This window comes from Nocardioides sp. NBC_00163 (assembly GCF_045206295.1).
Lineage (GTDB): Bacteria > Actinomycetota > Actinomycetes > Propionibacteriales > Nocardioidaceae > Nocardioides.
In genome coordinates this window covers 1,887,367-1,904,848 of the sequence record NZ_CP108155.1, presented here as the reverse complement: position 1 = coordinate 1,904,848, position 17,482 = coordinate 1,887,367, and the positions used below count along the sequence as shown (strand labels likewise).

Below are 17,482 nucleotides of genomic sequence, written 5' to 3'. Positions count from 1 at the left end.
GCACTTCTTGCTCTCCATGCGGGCGGAGCCGTACTATTGCGCAAACGATTGATCGCGCGATGGGGGAGTGGCGATGCAACCGGAGGATCTGCCTCTCGCCGGGACCGTGGTCCTGGACTTCAGCCAGTTCCTGGCTGGTCCGGTCGCAGCGCTTCGACTGGCTGATCTGGGCGCGCGGGTGATCAAGGTCGAGCGCCCATACACCGGCGAGATCGGTCGGACGCTCGCGTTCGCAGGTCGCTCGGCGGCGGGGGACACGCTCTCGTTCCACGCGATGAACCGCAACAAGGAGGCGGTCGTCGCCGACCTCAAGGACCCGGCGGACCTGGCTCGGGTGAAGGACCTCGTCGCTCGCGCCGACGTCATCATCGAGAACTTTCGGCCCGGGGTCATGGAACGCATCGGCCTCGACTACGCGAGCGTGCGCGAGCTCAATCCGGGGCTCGTCTATGCGAGCGCCTCGGGCTACGGCGACACCGGACCTTGGGCGAGCCGACCCGGCCAGGATCTCCTGGCCCAGGCGGTCTCAGGAGTGACGTGGCTCGCCGGCGCGGACCGGCCGATGACGGTCGGGCTCTCCCTCGCGGACCACCTGATGAGCTGCCACCTCGCCGAAGGCGTGACCGCACTGCTCGTACGCCGGGCCAGGACCGGCCGGGGCGGGCTCGTGGAGACCAGCCTGCTCGAGGGCATGCTCGACCTGCAGGCGACTCTTCTGACGCGACCCGAGGGCGAGGATCTGGCCGCCTCGCCCCGTCCGATGTCCGCCTGGACCCCGACCGGGATCTTCGCCACCAAGGACGGCTACGCCGCGCTGTCCGGCGCGCCCCTCGACCTGCTCGCGACCACGCTGGGCGACGCCGAGCTGACCCAGCTCGCGGCCACCGGGGAGTGGGAGAAGCATTCCGACCGGGTGAACGACCTGATCGCCGCCGCGCTGGGACGTGACACCACGGCCGCCTGGCTGGACGCGCTGCCTGCGCAGGACGGGTCGAGCGGGTGGCTGGCTCCGGTGCTCACTCTCGAGGAGCTGCTCGCCTCGCCGGAGTTCGCCGCGCTCGAGATGACCCAGGAGGTCGAGCGCTCGGCCCCGGAACCGGGCGGCACGCCCGTGACCCTGAAGACCACGCGGAGCCCCATCCGCGTCGACGGCGAGATCCTCCGCCATCGTCGGGGCGCACCCCGGCTCGGTGAGCACGGCATCCTGAGCGAGGGAGCCGACCCGCTCGGGGGTGACCCGCATGGCCGGTGACGGCCAACCGGCTCCTGCCACGCCGGAGTCGCCGAGTCCCAAGCCGCCGCTGCCGGGCAGAGCTAGGCTGCGGCCCATGGCCACCCTCGGCGATGTCGCAGCCCTTGCCGGTGTCTCGATCTCCGCTGTCTCGCGGGTGCTCAGTGACGCGCCGTCGGCCCGGGTGAGCGAGGCGACCCGCGAGCGGATCGTGCAGGCGGCCAAGGACCTCCACTACCGCCCCAACTTCGCCGGTCGCGCCCTGAAGTCGGCGCGAACCCAGGTGGTCGGTCTGGTGGTGCCCGATCTGACCAACGCCCTGTTCACCGAGCTCATGCACGGGGCCGAGGACGAGGCCGCCGCGAGGGGCTACACCCTGCTGCTCGGCCGCGCCGATGACGTACGTCCCGGCGGCGAGATGATCGCTCGGCTCATCGGCGAGGGACGTGTGGACGGCATGGTCATCCAGGTGGGCGACGGTGTCGCGCCGGCGGGGATGGAGGAGCTGTTGGCCTCGGGCGCTCCGATCGTGCTGATCAACTCCACCTACCCCGGACACGTCGGCTCGGTCGCCCTCGACGACCGCACCGGTGCCCGGATCGCCACCCAGCACCTGATCGACCTCGGCCACGAGAGGATCGCTTTCGCCAACGGCCTTCCCCGGTCGTTCACGGCGAAGCGACGGCGAGTCGGCTACAAGGAGGCCCTTGTCGAGGCCGGGCTACCGGTCCGGCAGGACTACGAGACGCGGGTCGGCTACACCGCCGACAACGGCCGCACCGCCCTGCGGCGGCTGATGGAGCGGGACCCGAGGCCCACCGGGATCGTGGTCGCCAACGTCAACGCCGCCATCGGTCTCCTCGCGGCCGCCCGAGCCGACGGGATCCGTGTCCCCGAGGACCTGTCCGTGGCCACCGTGCACGACTCCTGGACCGCTGAGAACACCTGGCCACCGCTGACCGCGGTCAAGATGCAGTTCTACGACATGGGCCGCGCGGCCGTACGCAGCGTCGTCCGCCGCATCGAGACCGGTGAGATGGCCGACGAGATGATCACCGACCCCGCCCCGGAGCTCATCGTGCGGGAGTCCACGGCGCCACCGGGCCGGGCCGTCTGAGAACTCGGACGCCGAGCTCTCAAACGACCCAGCCGCGGGGCTCAGGGCTCCCGTACGAACGTGACGTAGCTGGATCCGCCCTGACCTGAGACTCCCGAGTTGCCGCCGAGCATGAGCGTGCCGGCCGGCACCTCCTTCCGGAAGAGCACCATCTGCCGGTCGGTGGTGCCCACCGTGGACGACGTACGGGTCCAGCCGCCGTCGGTGAGCCACTGCGGCCACCACACGTTCTCGCCGCGATCGTCGAACGCGACCCACACCGTGGTGGGCTCGGAGATCTCCAGGGTGAGGTACTCGTCGGAGACGACCTTGGAGTCGTCGTTGGCGCCCCTCACCATGACCGTCTCGGCGAGCTCGTCCGGCAGGTCGCTGACCACGTACGCGCGATCGACGTAGATCGGCGCACCTTCCTGCGCGCGCAACATGGCCCGCAGCTTGCTCGGGGCGAGCACGCTCACGGTGTCGCTGACGACCTGGGGCGTGCTGGTCGCGACGCCGTACGTCCTGGAGCCCAGCTCCAGCGGTGCCTGGGCGGCAGAGCCGCCGAGCGGGACGAAGCGATAGCTCGCGCCGGCCGGCGCGATGCGGTAGGACGCGCCCTCGGTGGTGGCGAACCGAAGGACGCCTCCCGAACCGTGCTCGACGAGCCGGCCGCGAGCGTCCCGCACCTCGACCCGCTGACTGGGCCACGGGTTCGCCACCTCGATCCCGCCCTGGCTTCCGGCTTCGATGCCGACGAGCGTGGGCTCACCGTTCCGGATCTCGACGTCGACCCGGTGCCCACCCGGGATCTGGACGGCGCCGGTCACGCTCCAGTCATCCGGGATCGAGGGCGCGATCCGCACCGTGCCGTGGTCGTCCTGCACGAGGGCGTCCTGGACCGTGGAGGCGACGACCGCGTTCCAGGTGTCGTAGAAGCCACCGCCGCGCAGCGGGTCGTGGTTCTTGCTGTGTGCGGCGAAGCCGTTGTCGAACACCTGGAAGTCGCTCGTGCCCTGCTCGAGCAGGTCGACCATGTCATCGGCGCGGTGCAGCCATGCGGCCTGCTGGGCGTCCGAGGCCCACTCCCGGGTCTGGTCGAACACGCGCGTCGTGAAGGTGTCGTGGGCGATCTGGTCCTCTGCGCCGACCACTCGCCACGGCCAGATCGCCTCGAGGTCGGGGTTCTGGGTGTTGTGGTCCTCCTCGTCGGTCGCGGACCAGGCGATCACCTCCTTGCCGTCGCGTACCGTCGTCGGCAGCTCGGGAAGCCGGGGGATCGCCGCCTCGATCTGCTCGGCGAGACGCAGGTTCCCGTGCTCCTTCGTGACCTCGGCCAGGAACGGGAAGATCGTGCGCATGCCCGCCACGTCGGGCGTCGGGTCGGTCGTGTCCCACTGCGTCTCCAGCGCGTTGACGTGGTGCAGGTGCAGCCGCCCGTCGTCGCCCTCCTCCAGGACCGAGAGGTAGAACTCGGCGACGCCCTCGAGCAGCGGATAGGCACGGTCCAGGAGCTCGCGGTCGCCGGTGTATCCGGACTGGAGACGGACGTTCTCGACCAGCTCGGCCCCGGTCGAGAGGATGCGGTTGAGCCATGACGGCTCCATCGCGCTCACGCATGCTTCGGCGGTGCCGTCGTACACCAGGAACTCGGGGACGCAGATCCCGTCGGCCTCCGGCCAGTTCGTCTTCGTCCACGCCTTCATCTCCTCGATCCGGTCGAGGTAGAGGTCGAAGTACGGGGCGTTCTGGTCGGCGGTGTCGGCGCCCAGATTCGCCCACACCGGCTGCCGCAGGTTGAAGTGCCACCACGCGTCCGAGGACCAGTGGATGTCGTCGCGGTACGACGACCACAGGCTGGTCACGCCGCCGTGGCTCGCCGGCACCGCGCCGCCGCTGGAGGCCTTCGCGACGTAGAGCTGCATGGCCCGGAGCGCCTCGAAGTAGCGGGCGGAACCGTCGGGGCTGTCCAGGCGCATCGGCGCCGCGCCGTCCCAGTAACGATGCCACTCGTCCAGGTGGTCCTGCTGCGGGTGGGACGGAACCCGGGTGGCGGTCGCGGCCGCGCGGGCGATGTCCTTGCCGGCCCAGGACGGGACGCCCAGCACGATGCGGAATCTCCCGTCAGCACCCGGGCGGAACTTCAGTCGTACGCCGAGCTCGTCGACGACCTCGGCTTGCACATCGCGTGCCTGGGCCGTCAGTGCGGCCAGCTGCCCGGTGGAGCGGGCGTTCGACTCGTCGGTGAAGGTCTCCGCGACGACAGCCGTGTCACCGTGGGCCCAAACGGTCGGCGTACGGCCCTCCCACAGGCCGAGCTCGGCGGTCTGCTGCTTGTCGGGGTCGGCACCGTCCACCTCGACGATGAGCTGGTCGGAGTCGGCGCGCACGTAGCTGCGCACCGTCATGCCGTTGCCGCGCTGGGTGAGAATCGCGTCGTGCAACGAGAGGCGACCGCGGTAGTCCTCGGCGGAGGAGAGGCCGTAGAGGCCGGGCAGCACCAGCTGGCCGGCCGACTTCAGCTCCGGAAAGGTGTCGCCACGATTCAGCTGGGCGGTCCAGCCGTTGGCTGCCCAGACGCCGGCACCGAGCTCGCCGTTGCCGAGCGGCACGGCCTGGTCGGCGCGCCACGGTGCTGTGGCGAGGACGAGGTCGGAGCGCGACAGCAGGTCCGAGGTGTCGACCCGGAGGGCGTCGTGGAGCCAGGCGGAGGTGGTTCGCGATGCCGCGGGCGTCCCGTCGGCTGCATTCGCGGGGGAGGCGGCGAACAGGGTCGCCAGCATCGTCAGCAGTGTCGTCAAGGTGACCAGTGAACGAGTGGTACGCATGGTCCTTCTTCCCGAGCCGGCTCGCCGTCGGGTGGGTGTCGGCTCGCAGTGAGATCAATCGTTTGACTTGCTCAATCGTTTGAGTGACGCCGATCACTTTGACGTCGTCGGCCGCGGATCGTCAAGGCCTCGAAGGAAGATCGACTCAAACGATTGACCACTCGCAGGGATCTGCTCTAACGTTTGAGCAGTGGTCTGCGTCACACCGCACCCCGCTCGGGACACATCGTCGAAGGAGCCATGTCCATGAAGCGAAATCCACTCGGTTCACGTCACCGGGCGGCCTTGGTGGCCGCCGTGACCTTGCTGACAGCCGCGGTACTGAGTGCCTGCGGCTCCGGCGGAGGAGATGATGCCGCGGGCGAGAAGACCGACTCCGGTGGCGCGATCACCGTCTGGGTCGACCCGCCGCGAGTGCCTGCCGCGAACGCTTTCAAGAAGGCGTACCCCGACATCGACATCAAGATCAACCAGATCGACGGGACCGTCGGAGGCAAGTCTCTCCAGCAGCAGTTCGCCCAGTTCAACGAGGCCGGACAGGGCTGGCCGGACGCCATCTTCTTCCCGTCCAACGACGACATCGCCTGGGCCTCGGGCGCGCAGATCGACTACACGCTCGACCTGACCGACCACCTGCCCGACGTGCTCGACGGCTACGAGGGTTCGATCAACGCCGCCTGCGAGATCGACGGCCAGGTCCGGTGCCTGCGCAACGACGCGGCTCCTGACGTGTTCTGGTACAACAAGGCCTTCTTCGACGCCAACGGCTATGAGGCGCCGACGACCTGGGAGGAGTACGGCGACCTGGCCGTCCAGATCGCCAAGGAGCACCCGGGCAAGATCAGCGGCTTCACCGGCGACGCGTACGCCCCGGACCGCTATCTGTGGGGGTCCGGCTGCCCGACCAACGACCGACAGTCCGAGACCGTCGTCCACATCGACACCGCCGACGCCACGTGCACCCGAGCGGTGGACCTGATCGGCACGATGCTGGAGGGCAAGGCACTCTCGACCGTCGGCATCTTCGATCCGGACGCGGCCAAGGTCGGCAAGGACCTGGTCATGAGCCCCGGCGCGGCGTGGTGGGGCGACTACCTCTTCAACCAGACCTGGAAGATCCCGGCCGGTGAGATGACCGCCGTGGAACCTCTCGCGTGGGACGGTGAGAGCGAGCCCTCCACCGGCAACGAGGGCGGGGGCCTCTGGGGCGTCTCGAACCACATCACGGGCAAGCAGCTCGAGAACACCCTGAAGTTCGCCGAGTTCGTCGCCACCGACCCGAGGTGGCAGGTCGAGCTCTCCACCGGTCTGCCGGCGTACGGTCCCGTGCAGGACGCGTGGGCGGAGAAGCAGGCCAAGGCCAACTACTTCGCCGACAACGAGGCCACGTTCGAGGCGATGAAGAAGGCCAACGACTACGTCGTCGACGGCCACGCCTACATGCTCTACAACACCGGAGCGGTGTGGACCGAGACCATGGCCGCCGCTCTTGCCTCGGGAGGCGACGTCGACCAGGCCTGGACGTCCTTCGGGGACGAGCTGGTCAGCCAGGCGAAGGCGATGGGCTACACGGTCGAATAGCACGACCGCGCACGAGCACCTTCGGCCCGGCACGTCCGGGCCGAAGGGACACCATCCCAGTCACATCGGGGCCTCACGGTGGCCCGGACACATCGGAGGAGCAACATGTCGACCGCCTTGATGGAGGACGTCGCCACCTCGCCGCCTGAACCGGGCGCGCGGCGTCGCCCCCGGCGACGCGTCGCGCGGCCCAGCGAGACGCGTGGCGCCTGGGTGCTGATGGCGCCCTACCTCGTCCTGCTGATGATCGCGGGCATCATCCCCGTCGCGTACGCGATCAAGACATCCCTGGAGAAGGCGCCGACGCCGCTGGACCCCAGCGGGGGCTTCGGGGGCGTGGACAGCTTCAGGACCGTCGTGACCGACTACCGGTTCGTCGACACGTTCGTGAACATCTTCGCGACCCTGGTGGTCTGGCTTCCGATCATGACGATCGGCATCGTCGGGCTGGCTCTGCTGGTCCATGCCAGCCCCGGATGGTTCGGGTCGTCGATGCGGTTCGTCTACTACATCCCCGGGGCTCTGGCAGGCGTCGCCAACCTCGTGCTCTGGGTCTACCTGCTCAACCCGAGCCAGTCCCCGATCGAGGGTTTCTGGCAGGCGCTGGGCGTCGACACCATCAAGCAGGCGGTCGCCGGCCCCGGGAATCTGCCGTTCATCCTGGCCGCGATGATGTTCTTCCAGGGCGTCGGTCAGTGGGTCATCGTGGTCAACGGCGGCCTCAACGGGATCTCGGAGGAGACGCTCGAGGCGGCGCGGCTGGACGGTGCCAACGAATGGCAGCTGGCCTGGCACGTCAAGCTGCCGATCATCCGGCCGTGGATCGGGTACGCGGTGCTGATGAACCTCGCCTACGGGTTCCAGCTGTTCCTCGAACCACAGCTGCTCGACCAGGTCGCCAGCAACGCGCTGGACGATCATTGGACGCCCACCCAGCTGGGCTACGCCTTCGCCTTCAGCAACTACAACTTCCCCGCAGCCGCCGCGATGTCGCTGATCCTGCTCGTGATCACGCTGGGGATCGGCCTGCTGGTCGTCTTCCGGACGGGCCTGTTCGGTGAGGAGGAGCACCGATGAGCCAGACCACCGTGGCCGGGCGCCGAGAGCCCGGGGCGAAGCGAGGCATGTTCGACTGGAGCGTCGGCAAGACCGCTCGCGTCGTCACGATGCTGTTCGTCGCGTGCATGTTCATCCTGCCGATCACCGGCTTCATCGCGATGGCGTTCCGCTCCAACGAGGGCGTCGCATCCGGGGCCGGCGGGCCGTTCGGCTTCGGCGACATGTCGTGGGACAACGTCCAGTACAGCTGGACGCAGGTCAACGGTTTCGGACCCGACGGCGGCGGGCTGTACACCCGCTGGCTGCTCAACACGCTCGCCGTGGCCGGCGGGGGCGCGCTGCTGGCGGTCTTCGCCGCCCTGCCGGCGGGATACGCGCTGGCCCGGCTCCGATTCCGCGCCCGCCGGGCAGTCCTGCTGATCACCCTGATCACGATGGTGATGCCGAACACCGTGCTGGTCATCCCGATCTTCCTCGAGGTGAACGCCATCGGCGCGGTCGGCGAGCTCTGGCCGGTCGGGCTGATCATGGGCTTCTTCCCGTTCGGGGTCTACCTGGCCTACATCCACTTCATGACCACCATGCCCCAGGAGCTCGTCGAGGCAGCCCGGATCGACGGTCTGGGCGAGGTGTCGATCTTCTGGCGGGTCGCACTCCCGATCTCCCGTCAGGCCGCAGTGCTGGTCGGCTTCTTCGCCTTCGTCGCCAACTGGATCAACTTCTTCCTGCCGCTGGCGCTGCTCTCCTCCAACCAGAACAACCAGACCCTCCCCGTCGGGCTGCAGCAGCTGATCGGCGCCAGTCCGCTGTTCAACCCGACCGTCGCCGCCGGGCTGGACGTGAAGCTCTACATGCCGCAGCTGGCCCTGGCGACCTTCATCTCGATGCTGCCGCTGCTGATCGTCTTCCTCGGCGCGCAGAAGTTCCTGATGCGGGGCGAGACGATGGGGGCGGTGAAGGGCTGATGGCCCCGCATCCACCACCGGAGCTCGACCCGCACCCTGGCTACTCGGCCGAGCTGCCGAAGACCCCGCGCCCGATCGTGCTCGTGGGCGCCGGCGGGATCGTCCGTGACGCTCACCTGCCGGCGTACGCGAAGGCGGGGTTCGAGGTCGCCAGCATCACCGACCTCGTCCCCGAGCGGGCCCGGGACCTCGCCGAACGGTATGGCATCCGTGCCGTGCACGAGAGCGTCGCGGACGCGGTCCGGTCGGCTCCGGCCGACGCCGTCTACGACGTCGCCCTTCCGCCCGAGGCGCACGTCGAGGTCCTCGAGCAACTGCCCGACGGGGCTGCCGTCCTGCTGCAGAAGCCCTTGGGAAACCACCTGGCCGAGGGGATCCGCACCCGCGAGGTGTGCCGGCGCAAGGGACTGGTGGCGGCGGTCAACACCCAGCTCCGGTTCGCGCCGTACGTCGTCGCTGCCCGCGAGCTCATCGCTGCCGGCACGATCGGGGAGCTCTACGACCTGGAGGTCCGGGTCTCGGTGCGGACCCCGTGGGAGATGTTCCCGTACGTGCTCGACCTGGACCGGCTCGAGATCAACATGCACAGCGTCCACTACCTGGATCTGGTGCGTTCCTTCCTGGGGGACCCGACCGGGGTCCACGCCGTCACCGTGCGCCACCCCGAGAAGTCCCACGCCAACAGCCGCTCCGACATCGCGCTGAGCTATGGCGAGCGACCGATCAGGGTTGTCGTCTCCACCAACCACGACCACCACTACGGGCCCCGGCACGAGGAGTCCTTCGTCAAGTGGGAGGGCACCCGCGGCGCCATCCGTGCCCAGCTCGGTCTGCTGCTGGACTACCCGCGCGGCGGCGAGGACTCGCTCGAGCTGGTCACCGACGATCGGCTCGATGACGGCTGGCGGCCGGTGCCGTTCGAGGGGTCCTGGTTCCCCGACGCCTTCATCGGCTCCATGGCCGTGGTCCAACGCTTTCTCGAGGGGTCGATTCCGTCTCTGCCCACCGGGGTCGAGGACGTCTTCCGCACCATGGCGGTCGTCGAGGCGGCGTACACGGACGCAGCCCGCGGCGGAGAGCCGCCGGCGTATGACCAGTGACCACCCCTTCCCGCACCGGTCCGCCTCGCCGACCCGCGACCATCTGAAAGGAACGCCGATGAGTGGCACCCGCCTCCGCGCCTCCGACCTGCCCCTGGAGGGCGTCACGGTCCTGGACTTCAGCCAGTTCCTGGCCGGTCCCGTGGCGGCACTGAGGCTCGCGGACCTGGGCGCCCGAGTCATCAAGATCGAGCGACCCGCCGGGGGAGACGCGGGCCGGAGCCTGGCCTTCGCCGGGCGGACGGTGAACGGCGACAGCCTCTCCTTCCACGCGATGAACCGGAACAAGGAGAGCGTGGCGGCCGACCTGAAGGATCCCGCCGACCTCGAGCGCGTACGCGGACTGGTCGCGGAGGCCGACGTGATCGTCCAGAACTTCCGACCGGGAGTGATGGAGCGGATCGGTCTCGACTACGACTCCGTCCGGGCGCTCAACCCGAGCATCGTCTACGGCAGCGTCACCGGGTACGGCGGCGTCGGCCCGTTCCAGGACCGCCCGGGACAGGACCTGCTCGCCCAGGCGATCGCCGGCCTGCCCTGGCTCAACGGGTCGGCCGATGACCCGCCGGTCCCCGTCGGGCTCGCGGTGGCCGACCACCTCGCCAGCTGTCACCTGGCCCAGGGCATCACCGCCCTGCTGGTCCGGCGGTTCCGGACCGGGAAGGGCGGGCTGACCGAGACGAGCCTGATGGAGTCCCTGCTGGACCTGGAGTTCGAGCTGCTGACCACACGGCTCAACGACCCGTCGGTGGAGGTGCGCCGCAAGGGACCCCGGTCGGCCCACGCCTTCCTCTCCGCTCCCTACGGCATCTACCCGACGAGCGACGGTTACCTGGCCATCGCGATGAACCCCGTGCCCACCATCGGGCGGCTGCTCGGGCTCCCCGAGCTGGAGGCGATGACCGACCCGCAGACCTGGTGGGACCGGCAGTCGGAGATCGAGGAGGCGATCGGTGACCGTCTCCGGAGCGACACCCGGGACGCCTGGCTGGCCGTCCTGGACGCCGAGGACGTGTGGTGCGCCCCGGTGCTCACCCTCTCCGAGCTCGTGGAGCACAAGGGCTTCGAGGCCATCGCGATGACCCAGCAGATCCGTCGTGACGGCCTCACCCTGACGACCACCCGCAGCCCGATCCGCATCGACGGCGAGCGGCTGACCAACCCGCGCCCGGCTCCACGCCTGGGCGAGCACGACCTCGAGGGGGACCGATGACCGTCCTGCACGGCATGACCTGGGAGCACGCGCGTGGCTACGACTGCCAGGTCGCGGCTTCCCAGGAGTACGCGCGCCGGACCGGCGTCGAGGTGCGCTGGGAGTACCGCTCTCTGCAGGCGTTCGCCGACGCGCCCCTTGCCGAGCTGGCGGAGCGCTTCGACCTGATGGTCATCGACCACCCCCACGTGCCCCTGGCCGTCGCCGAAGGGGTGCTGGCGCCGCTGGACGGTGCCGGACACGACGACGAGCTGGCCGCCCTGGCCGCCGATGCCGTGGGCAGCAGTCATGCGTCGTACCGCCATGACGGGCGCCAGTACGGCCTGGCCACCGACGCCGCCGCCCAGGTGGCTGCGTACCGCCCGGACCGCCTGGCGGCTCCGCCCCGTACCTGGGAGGAGGTGCTCGACCTGGCGGCCGAGGGCAGGGTGCTCTGGCCCTGCAAGCCCATCGACGCCTACTCGACCCTGTGCACCCTGGCGGCCAACCGAGGGACGCCGGTCAATGCCGAGCCGGGAAGCTTCCTGCCCGAGGAGGACGCGCTGAGCGTCCTCGACCTGATGCATCGGCTCTGCGAGCAGGTGCCGTCGTGGTGCCTGGACGCGAACCCGATCGAGGTCGCCGAGGCGCTGGCCGCCGGCGCCGCCGAGCCGTGGGCGTACGCACCGCTGATGTACGGGTACAGCAACTACTCCCGGGCCGGGTTCCGGCCACACCGACTCAAGTACGTCGACATGCCCGCCGGCCCCCGAGGGGTGGCCGGCTCGCAGCTCGGTGGCGCCGGCGTGGCCGTCTCGGCCCGGTCGCGAGATCTGGACGCGGCCAGAGCGTACGCATTGTGGGTCGCCTCGCCGGAGGTTCAGTCGGGCATCTACTACGACGCCGGTGGCCAGCCCGGCTACGCCTCGTCGTGGGACGACGACCGGCTCAACGAAGACTCCTGGGACTTCTTCCGTGGCACCCGGGCGACCCTCGAGGGCGCGTGGGTGCGGCCGCGTACCGCCGGATATCTGGAGTTCCAGGACACCGTCTCCCCGTGGGTGACGGAGGCCCTGGCCGGCCGGATGACCGACGCCGAGCTGGTCCGCCGGGCCAGTGAGCTCGCCGAGCGCCTGCTCGTCGTGGAAGCCGACGCACACGGCGTCGAGGAAGGAGCATCCCGGTGAAAGTCGAGGAACGCTGGTTCGAGGACTACGCGGTCGGGGAGTCCCGGACCACCCTGGGACGCACGATCACCGAGGCCGACATCGTCCTGCACGCCGGGCAGACGGGCGACTTCTTCCCGCACCACATGGATGCGGAGTGGATGGCCACCCAGCCGGCCGGACAGCGGATCGCCCACGGGACGCTGATCCTCGCGGTGGCGGTCGGGATGACCGCCACCGACATCAACCCACAGTCCATGTCCTACGGCTACGACCGGATCCGGTTCATCGGTCCGGTGTTCATCGGCGACACCATCACCGTCACCGCCGAGATCACCGAGACGTCGCAGCACCGGAAGAAGCCGGACGAGCTCGGCTACGTCCACGAGCTCGTCACCGTGACCAACCAGCGTGGCGAGACGGTGCTGGTGCTGACCCATCTCTACCTCGTCAACAAGCGCGACCCATCCCCACAGGAGGATCCCTCGTGACCCGTATCACCGCCGTCGATGTCACCGATGTCCGCTTTCCGACCTCTGTGTCGATGGACGGATCCGACGCCATGAACAAGGACGGTGACTACTCGGCGACGTACGTCGTGGTGAGCACCGACGACCCGGAGCTGTCGGGCTTCGGCTTCACCTTCACCATCGGGCGCGGCAACGACATCTGCACCCTGGCGGCGCAGCGCCGCGGTGAGCCGTTGGTCGGGCGCGAGGTGAGCGACGTGGTGGGTGACCTGGGCGGGGTCTACCGGGATCTCGCCTCGGACTCCCAGCTGCGCTGGCTGGGCCCGGACAAGGGGGTCGAGCACCTGGCCCTCGCCGCCGTCATGAACGCGGTCTGGGACCTGGCTGCCCGGGAAGCCGGCAAGCCGCTGTGGCGACTGCTGGCCGACATGACCCCCGAGGAGCTCGTCGACGTCGCAGATCTGACCTACCTCAGCGACGCCCTCACCCGGGAGGAGGCCCTGGAGATCCTCCGTGCCGGAGTTCCCCACCGTGAGGAGCGGATCCGCCACCTGGAGGAGACCGGCTACCCCTGCTACACCACGTCTGCCGGCTGGCTGGGCTACTCCGACGACAAGCTGCGCAGGCTGGCCGCCGAAGCCGTCGACTCCGGCTACACGCACATCAAGCTGAAGGTCGGCGCGAACCTGGAGGACGACATCCGGCGCTGCGAGATCGCGCGGGAGGTGATCGGCTGGGACGCGAAGCTGATGATCGACGCGAACCAGGTCTGGGACGTGCCGCAGGCCATCGAGTGGGTCAACGCGCTGGCGCGCTTCGAGCCGTGGTGGATCGAGGAGCCGACCAGCCCTGACGACATCCTCGGCCACGCCGCGGTCCGCAAGGCGGTGGCCCCGATCGGGGTGGCCACCGGTGAGCACGGCATGAACCGGGTGCTCTTCAAGCAGATGTTCCAGGCGGAGGCCATCGACTTCTGCCAGCTCGACTCCGCGCGGCTGGCCAGCATCAACGAGATCCTCTCCGTCTATCTGATGGCGAGGAAGTTCGACGTCCCCGTCTGTCCTCATGCCGGCGGCGTCGGCCTGTGCGAGCTCGTGCAGCATCTCTCCGTCTTCGACTACGTCGCCGTCTCGGGCACGCTCGAGGACCGGGTCACCGAGTTCGTGGACCATCTCCACGAGCACTTCACCGACCCGTGCATCGTCGAGAACGGCGCCTACCGGCTGCCCTCCAGGCCCGGCTACAGCGCGGAGATGCATCCCGCGTCAGTGGCGACGTACGCCTATCCGGACGGCAGCTACTGGGCGAGCCGGTGACGCCTCAGATGATCATCGACAGCCACCAGCACGTCTGGGACCTCACCCGCTCGCCCTACCCGTGGCTCGGTCCCGACGTGCCCGAGTACAACCGGACGTTCACCTTCGACGAGGTCCAGCCGCAGCTGCGGGCGCAGGGAGTGGACGCGACCGTGCTGGTCCAGTCCGACGACCACGACGGCGACACCGACCTGATGATCGAGGTCGCCGAGCGACATCCCGAGGTGGTGGGGATCGTCGTCTACGTGCCGCTGGACCAGCCGGACCTGGCCGCCGAGCGGCTGGAGTCGCTGCGGGGAGACGACCGGGTCGTCGGCGTACGCAACCTGATCCACAACATCCCCGACCCCGACTGGATCCTCCGTCCGGACGTTGCCGAGGGGCTCGGGCTGCTGGAACGGCTCGGGCTCACCTACGACCACGTCTCGGTGCTGCCACGCCACCTCGAGCACGTCGCGACGCTCTCCGAACGGCATCCGGACCTGCGGATCGTGATCGACCACCTCTCCAAACCACCGATCGGCGAGGCCGAGCGGGAGCCGTGGTGGAGCCTCATCGAGCGAGCGGCCGAGAACCCGAAGGTGTTCGGCAAGGTCTCCGGGCTGTACCCGGGTGCGGCTCCGGACGGCTGGACCGTGGCCGGCATCCAGCCCTTCGTCGACCGGGCGGTCGAGATGTTCGGTCCGAGCCGGCTGATGTACGGCGGAGACTGGCCGATCTCCACCGCCGCCGGTGGCTACGAGCGGGTCTTCGCCGGGCTTCGGGACGCGTTGGCCGGTCTGTCGAGCGACGAGCGCGAGGAGATCTTCGCCGGCAGCGCGCGCCGCTTCTACGGGCTCGACGAGCAGCGGCTGGCCGCCGCGGTGGCAGCAGCTCGGGAAACGCTCTGATCCTGTAGAGATCAGATCTTTGCTCGTCTTGATTATCGCAGCGCGGCCGATATCGGTCATAACAGGCGGATGTTTCAGCAAGCATCGACATGACGTGTGATGTCTATTACATTGAAACAACCGATGTTTGCCCCACCTGGGGCGTGAGTCAGGAGGAAGCTGATGGTGGACTTCACGAGACGACGGGTGCTGCAGGCGGCCTCGGCGCTGGCGGGCGGCGCCCTGGTGCAGCCGGTCGTCACCGAGGCGGCCGCGGCCGCCGCCGATGAGCCGGAGACCAATCCGCTGGAGCTCTGGTACCGCCAGCCCGCCGCGGAGTGGCTCCAGGCGCTCGCGATCGGCAACGGCCGGATGGGCGCGATGGTCTTCGGCGGTGTGGCCAGCGAGAAGCTGATGCTGAACGAGGACTCGGTCTGGGCCGGTCATCCGCACAGCTACGACCCGCCTGGCGGAGCCGAGGCGCTCCCCGAGATCCGCAGGATGATCTTCGAGGACAACTGGGTGGGCGCCCAGCGTCTCGCCGACAAGGAGTTCATGGGACGGCCCAGTGAGCAGGCCTTCTACCAGCCGGTCGGTGACCTGCTGCTCGAGTTCCTGGGTCTCGACGGCGAGCCCACGACCTACCGGCGCTCGCTCGACCTGCGGACCGCGACCGCGATCTCGGAGTTCGAGGTCGGCGGCGTGCGCTACCGCCGCGAGTCGTTCGTCAGCCACCCGGACCAGGTGATGGTCGTCCGTCTCACCGCGGACCAGGCCGAGAAGGTCTCGTTCAACGCCACCTTCCAGTCGCCGCAGCAGAGCGACGTGCGGCCCCACGATGCGCGGACGCTCGCTCTGGAGGGCATCAGCGGGGCCACGGAGGGGATGGAGGGCGCGGTCCGTTTCATCAGCCTCGTCCGCGCCGAGACCGACGGCGGCACGGTCCAGTGCGCCGATACCCAGCTGCGGGTGCGCGACGCCACCTCGGTGACGCTGCTGCTCACGATGGCGACCAGCTACCGCAACTACGCCGACGTGAACGCCGACCACGTACGCCGCGCGGAGAAGCCCCTCGAGGCGGCCACCGGGCGAGGCTACGGCCAGCTGCGTTCGGCGCACGTGCGGGACTATCAGAAGCTCTTCGGCCGGGTCGACATCGACCTCGGCACCTCCGCCGCGATCGAGAAGCCGACCGACGAGCGGGTGGCGGTGTTCCGTGACGGCGGCGACCCGCAGCTGGCCGCGCTGTGGTACCAGTTCGGGCGCTACCTGCTGATCTCCTCCTCCCGGACCCCGGGCCAGCCGGCCAACCTGCAGGGCCTGTGGAGCTACAAGATGCAGCCCGAGTGGCAGTCGAAGTACACCCTCAACATCAACGCGCAGATGAACTACTGGCCCGCCGGCCCGGCCAACCTCGCCGAGTGCTGGGACCCGATGTTCGCGATGACCGAGGAGCTCGCGGAGGTCGGACGGAACACGGCCAAGCAGATGTGGGGCTCGGACAAGGGCTGGGTCGCGCACCACAACACCGACGGCTGGCGAGGCACCGCTCCGGTCGACTTCGCCTACTACGGGGTCTGGCCGATGGGCGGCGCCTGGCTCTCGCTGTTGTTCTGGGAGCGTTACGAGTACACCGGCGACAAGGCGAACCTCGCCGAGCACTTCCCGACGCTGCGGGGCGCGGTCGAGTTCTTCCTCGAGACGATGGTGCGCGACGAGCAGTCCGGCTACATGGTCACCTGCCCGTCGCACTCGCCGGAGATCAAGCACCACGAGCAGGACGACGAAGGGGTCAGCATCTGCGCGGGTCCGACGATGGACTGCCAGATCCTGCGTGACCTGTTCACCGCGTTCGAGAAGGCTGCCGAGGCGCTCGGCAAGCACGACCCGCTCGTCGAGCGGGCGCTGGCGATGCGCGAACAGCTGCCGCCCAACCAGATCGGCTACCTGGGCCAACTGCAGGAGTGGCTGATCGACTGGGAGGAGGCTGCCCTGGAGCGCAGCCGCCACGTCTCCCACCTGTGGGGCGTCTTCCCCTCCGACCAGATCAGCCCGTTGCGTACGCCGGAGCTGGCCGACGCCGCCCGCAAGGCGCTCGAGCTGCGCGGCCCGGCGGTCACCACCGGGTGGTCGCTGGCGTGGAAGATGAACATCCGCGCGCGCCTGCTCGAGCCCGAGAACGCCTACCTCCACGTCCAGCACATGCTGCACCCGTCCCGGACGGCGCCCAACCTGTTCGACCTGCACCCGCCGTTCCAGATCGACGGGAACTTCGGCGCCGTCTCCGGGATCACGGAGATGATCATGCAGAGCCACTCCGGGGAGGTCTTCCTCCTGGCGGCGCTGCCGGCGGCATGGCCGGAGGGGAAGGTACGTGGCCTGCGCGCCCGCGGTGGCTTCGAGGTCGACCTGAAGTGGGCTGACGGCAAGGTCGAGGTGGCGCGGATCCGATCGTTGCTCGGCAACCGGCTCCGGCTGCGTACGCAGCAGCCGGTGAAGGTGGCGGGGACGGACGTCTCCCGCCCGGAGGAGAACGTCGTCGAGTTCGGCACCCGGCGCGGCAGCACCTACACCGTGGTTCCGCGGTAGGACGATCTCAGGGCCGGCCG

At 69.3% G+C, this 17,482-nt stretch carries 13 protein-coding genes; 12 read left to right on the top strand and 1 reads right to left on the bottom strand.

Annotated features, from left to right (window positions below; all coding sequences use genetic code 11):
- Positions 1-73 precede the first annotated feature (73 nt).
- Together OG801_RS09095 and OG801_RS09090 are read left to right on the top strand one after the other, a co-directional pair.
- The gene (locus tag OG801_RS09095) at positions 74-1,252 is read left to right on the top strand and encodes a CaiB/BaiF CoA transferase family protein (protein ID WP_406035351.1); all 1,179 of its coding nucleotides are present in this window, start codon (positions 74-76) and stop codon (positions 1,250-1,252) included.
- 76 nt (positions 1,253-1,328) lie between these two features.
- On the top strand, positions 1,329-2,348 hold the full coding sequence (locus OG801_RS09090) for a LacI family DNA-binding transcriptional regulator (protein ID WP_406035349.1): 1,020 nt from the start codon (positions 1,329-1,331) through the stop codon (positions 2,346-2,348).
- Positions 2,349-2,389: 41 nt separating this feature from the next.
- Here the strand turns inward: OG801_RS09090 and OG801_RS09085 are convergent, their stop codons facing one another.
- Positions 2,390-5,155, bottom strand: coding sequence for a glycosyl hydrolase family 95 catalytic domain-containing protein (locus OG801_RS09085; RefSeq protein WP_406035347.1), 2,766 nt, complete (start codon positions 5,153-5,155; stop codon positions 2,390-2,392).
- A gap of 297 nt (positions 5,156-5,452) precedes the next feature.
- Here OG801_RS09085 and OG801_RS09080 point away from each other — a divergent pair, with 297 nt between their 5' ends.
- The 10 genes from OG801_RS09080 (at position 5,453) to OG801_RS09035 (ending at position 17,462) form a co-directional block, all read left to right on the top strand.
- Positions 5,453-6,736 (top strand): ABC transporter substrate-binding protein, encoded by a 1,284-nt coding sequence (locus OG801_RS09080; RefSeq protein ID WP_406035345.1) that lies wholly within the window; start codon positions 5,453-5,455, stop codon positions 6,734-6,736.
- A 105-nt stretch (positions 6,737-6,841) separates the two neighbouring features.
- Positions 6,842-7,813: a sugar ABC transporter permease gene (locus tag OG801_RS09075; protein WP_355019295.1), complete on the top strand. Its 972-nt coding sequence runs from the start codon at positions 6,842-6,844 to the stop codon at positions 7,811-7,813.
- The gene (locus tag OG801_RS09070; RefSeq protein ID WP_355019294.1) at positions 7,810-8,760 is read left to right on the top strand and encodes a carbohydrate ABC transporter permease; all 951 of its coding nucleotides are present in this window, start codon (positions 7,810-7,812) and stop codon (positions 8,758-8,760) included. The genes OG801_RS09075 and OG801_RS09070 overlap by 4 nt, the downstream gene beginning before the upstream one ends.
- Positions 8,760-9,860 (top strand): Gfo/Idh/MocA family protein, encoded by a 1,101-nt coding sequence (locus OG801_RS09065; RefSeq protein WP_406035343.1) that lies wholly within the window; start codon positions 8,760-8,762, stop codon positions 9,858-9,860. The genes OG801_RS09070 and OG801_RS09065 overlap by 1 nt, the downstream gene beginning before the upstream one ends.
- A gap of 58 nt (positions 9,861-9,918) precedes the next feature.
- Positions 9,919-11,073 (top strand): CaiB/BaiF CoA transferase family protein, encoded by a 1,155-nt coding sequence (locus OG801_RS09060; RefSeq protein WP_406035341.1) that lies wholly within the window; start codon positions 9,919-9,921, stop codon positions 11,071-11,073.
- The gene (locus tag OG801_RS09055; RefSeq protein ID WP_406035339.1) at positions 11,070-12,239 is read left to right on the top strand and encodes an extracellular solute-binding protein; all 1,170 of its coding nucleotides are present in this window, start codon (positions 11,070-11,072) and stop codon (positions 12,237-12,239) included. The genes OG801_RS09060 and OG801_RS09055 overlap by 4 nt, the downstream gene beginning before the upstream one ends.
- Complete coding sequence (locus OG801_RS09050) at positions 12,236-12,709, top strand: MaoC family dehydratase (protein ID WP_406035337.1); 474 nt, start codon at positions 12,236-12,238, stop codon at positions 12,707-12,709. Before OG801_RS09055 ends, OG801_RS09050 begins: the two co-directional genes overlap by 4 nt.
- Positions 12,706-14,004: an L-fuconate dehydratase gene (locus OG801_RS09045; RefSeq protein ID WP_406035335.1), complete on the top strand. Its 1,299-nt coding sequence runs from the start codon at positions 12,706-12,708 to the stop codon at positions 14,002-14,004. Before OG801_RS09050 ends, OG801_RS09045 begins: the two co-directional genes overlap by 4 nt.
- Entirely contained in the window at positions 14,001-14,894 is an 894-nt protein-coding gene (locus OG801_RS09040; RefSeq protein ID WP_406035333.1) for an amidohydrolase family protein, read from the top strand. The genes OG801_RS09045 and OG801_RS09040 overlap by 4 nt, the downstream gene beginning before the upstream one ends.
- Before the next feature lie 162 nt (positions 14,895-15,056).
- A complete protein-coding gene (locus tag OG801_RS09035; RefSeq protein ID WP_406035331.1) occupies positions 15,057-17,462 on the top strand; it encodes a glycosyl hydrolase family 95 catalytic domain-containing protein in 2,406 nt (801 codons plus the stop codon).
- The last annotated feature ends 20 nt before the right edge of the window (positions 17,463-17,482 follow it).

Excerpts from the sequence above, each read along its gene's own strand:
- OG801_RS09090 (WP_406035349.1), top strand. The coding sequence starts at position 1,329 with ATGGCCACCCTCGGCGATGTCGCAGCCCTTGCCGGTGTCTCGATCTCC.
- OG801_RS09055 (WP_406035339.1), top strand. The coding sequence starts at position 11,070 with ATGACCGTCCTGCACGGCATGACCTGGGAGCACGCGCGTGGCTACGAC.
- OG801_RS09085 (WP_406035347.1), bottom strand. The coding sequence starts at position 5,155 with ATGCGTACCACTCGTTCACTGGTCACCTTGACGACACTGCTGACGATG.
- OG801_RS09060 (WP_406035341.1), top strand. The coding sequence starts at position 9,919 with ATGAGTGGCACCCGCCTCCGCGCCTCCGACCTGCCCCTGGAGGGCGTC.
- OG801_RS09070 (WP_355019294.1), top strand. The coding sequence starts at position 7,810 with ATGAGCCAGACCACCGTGGCCGGGCGCCGAGAGCCCGGGGCGAAGCGA.
- OG801_RS09075 (WP_355019295.1), top strand. The coding sequence starts at position 6,842 with ATGTCGACCGCCTTGATGGAGGACGTCGCCACCTCGCCGCCTGAACCG.
- OG801_RS09035 (WP_406035331.1), top strand. The coding sequence starts at position 15,057 with ATGGTGGACTTCACGAGACGACGGGTGCTGCAGGCGGCCTCGGCGCTG.
- OG801_RS09095 (WP_406035351.1), top strand. The coding sequence starts at position 74 with ATGCAACCGGAGGATCTGCCTCTCGCCGGGACCGTGGTCCTGGACTTC.
- OG801_RS09065 (WP_406035343.1), top strand. The coding sequence starts at position 8,760 with ATGGCCCCGCATCCACCACCGGAGCTCGACCCGCACCCTGGCTACTCG.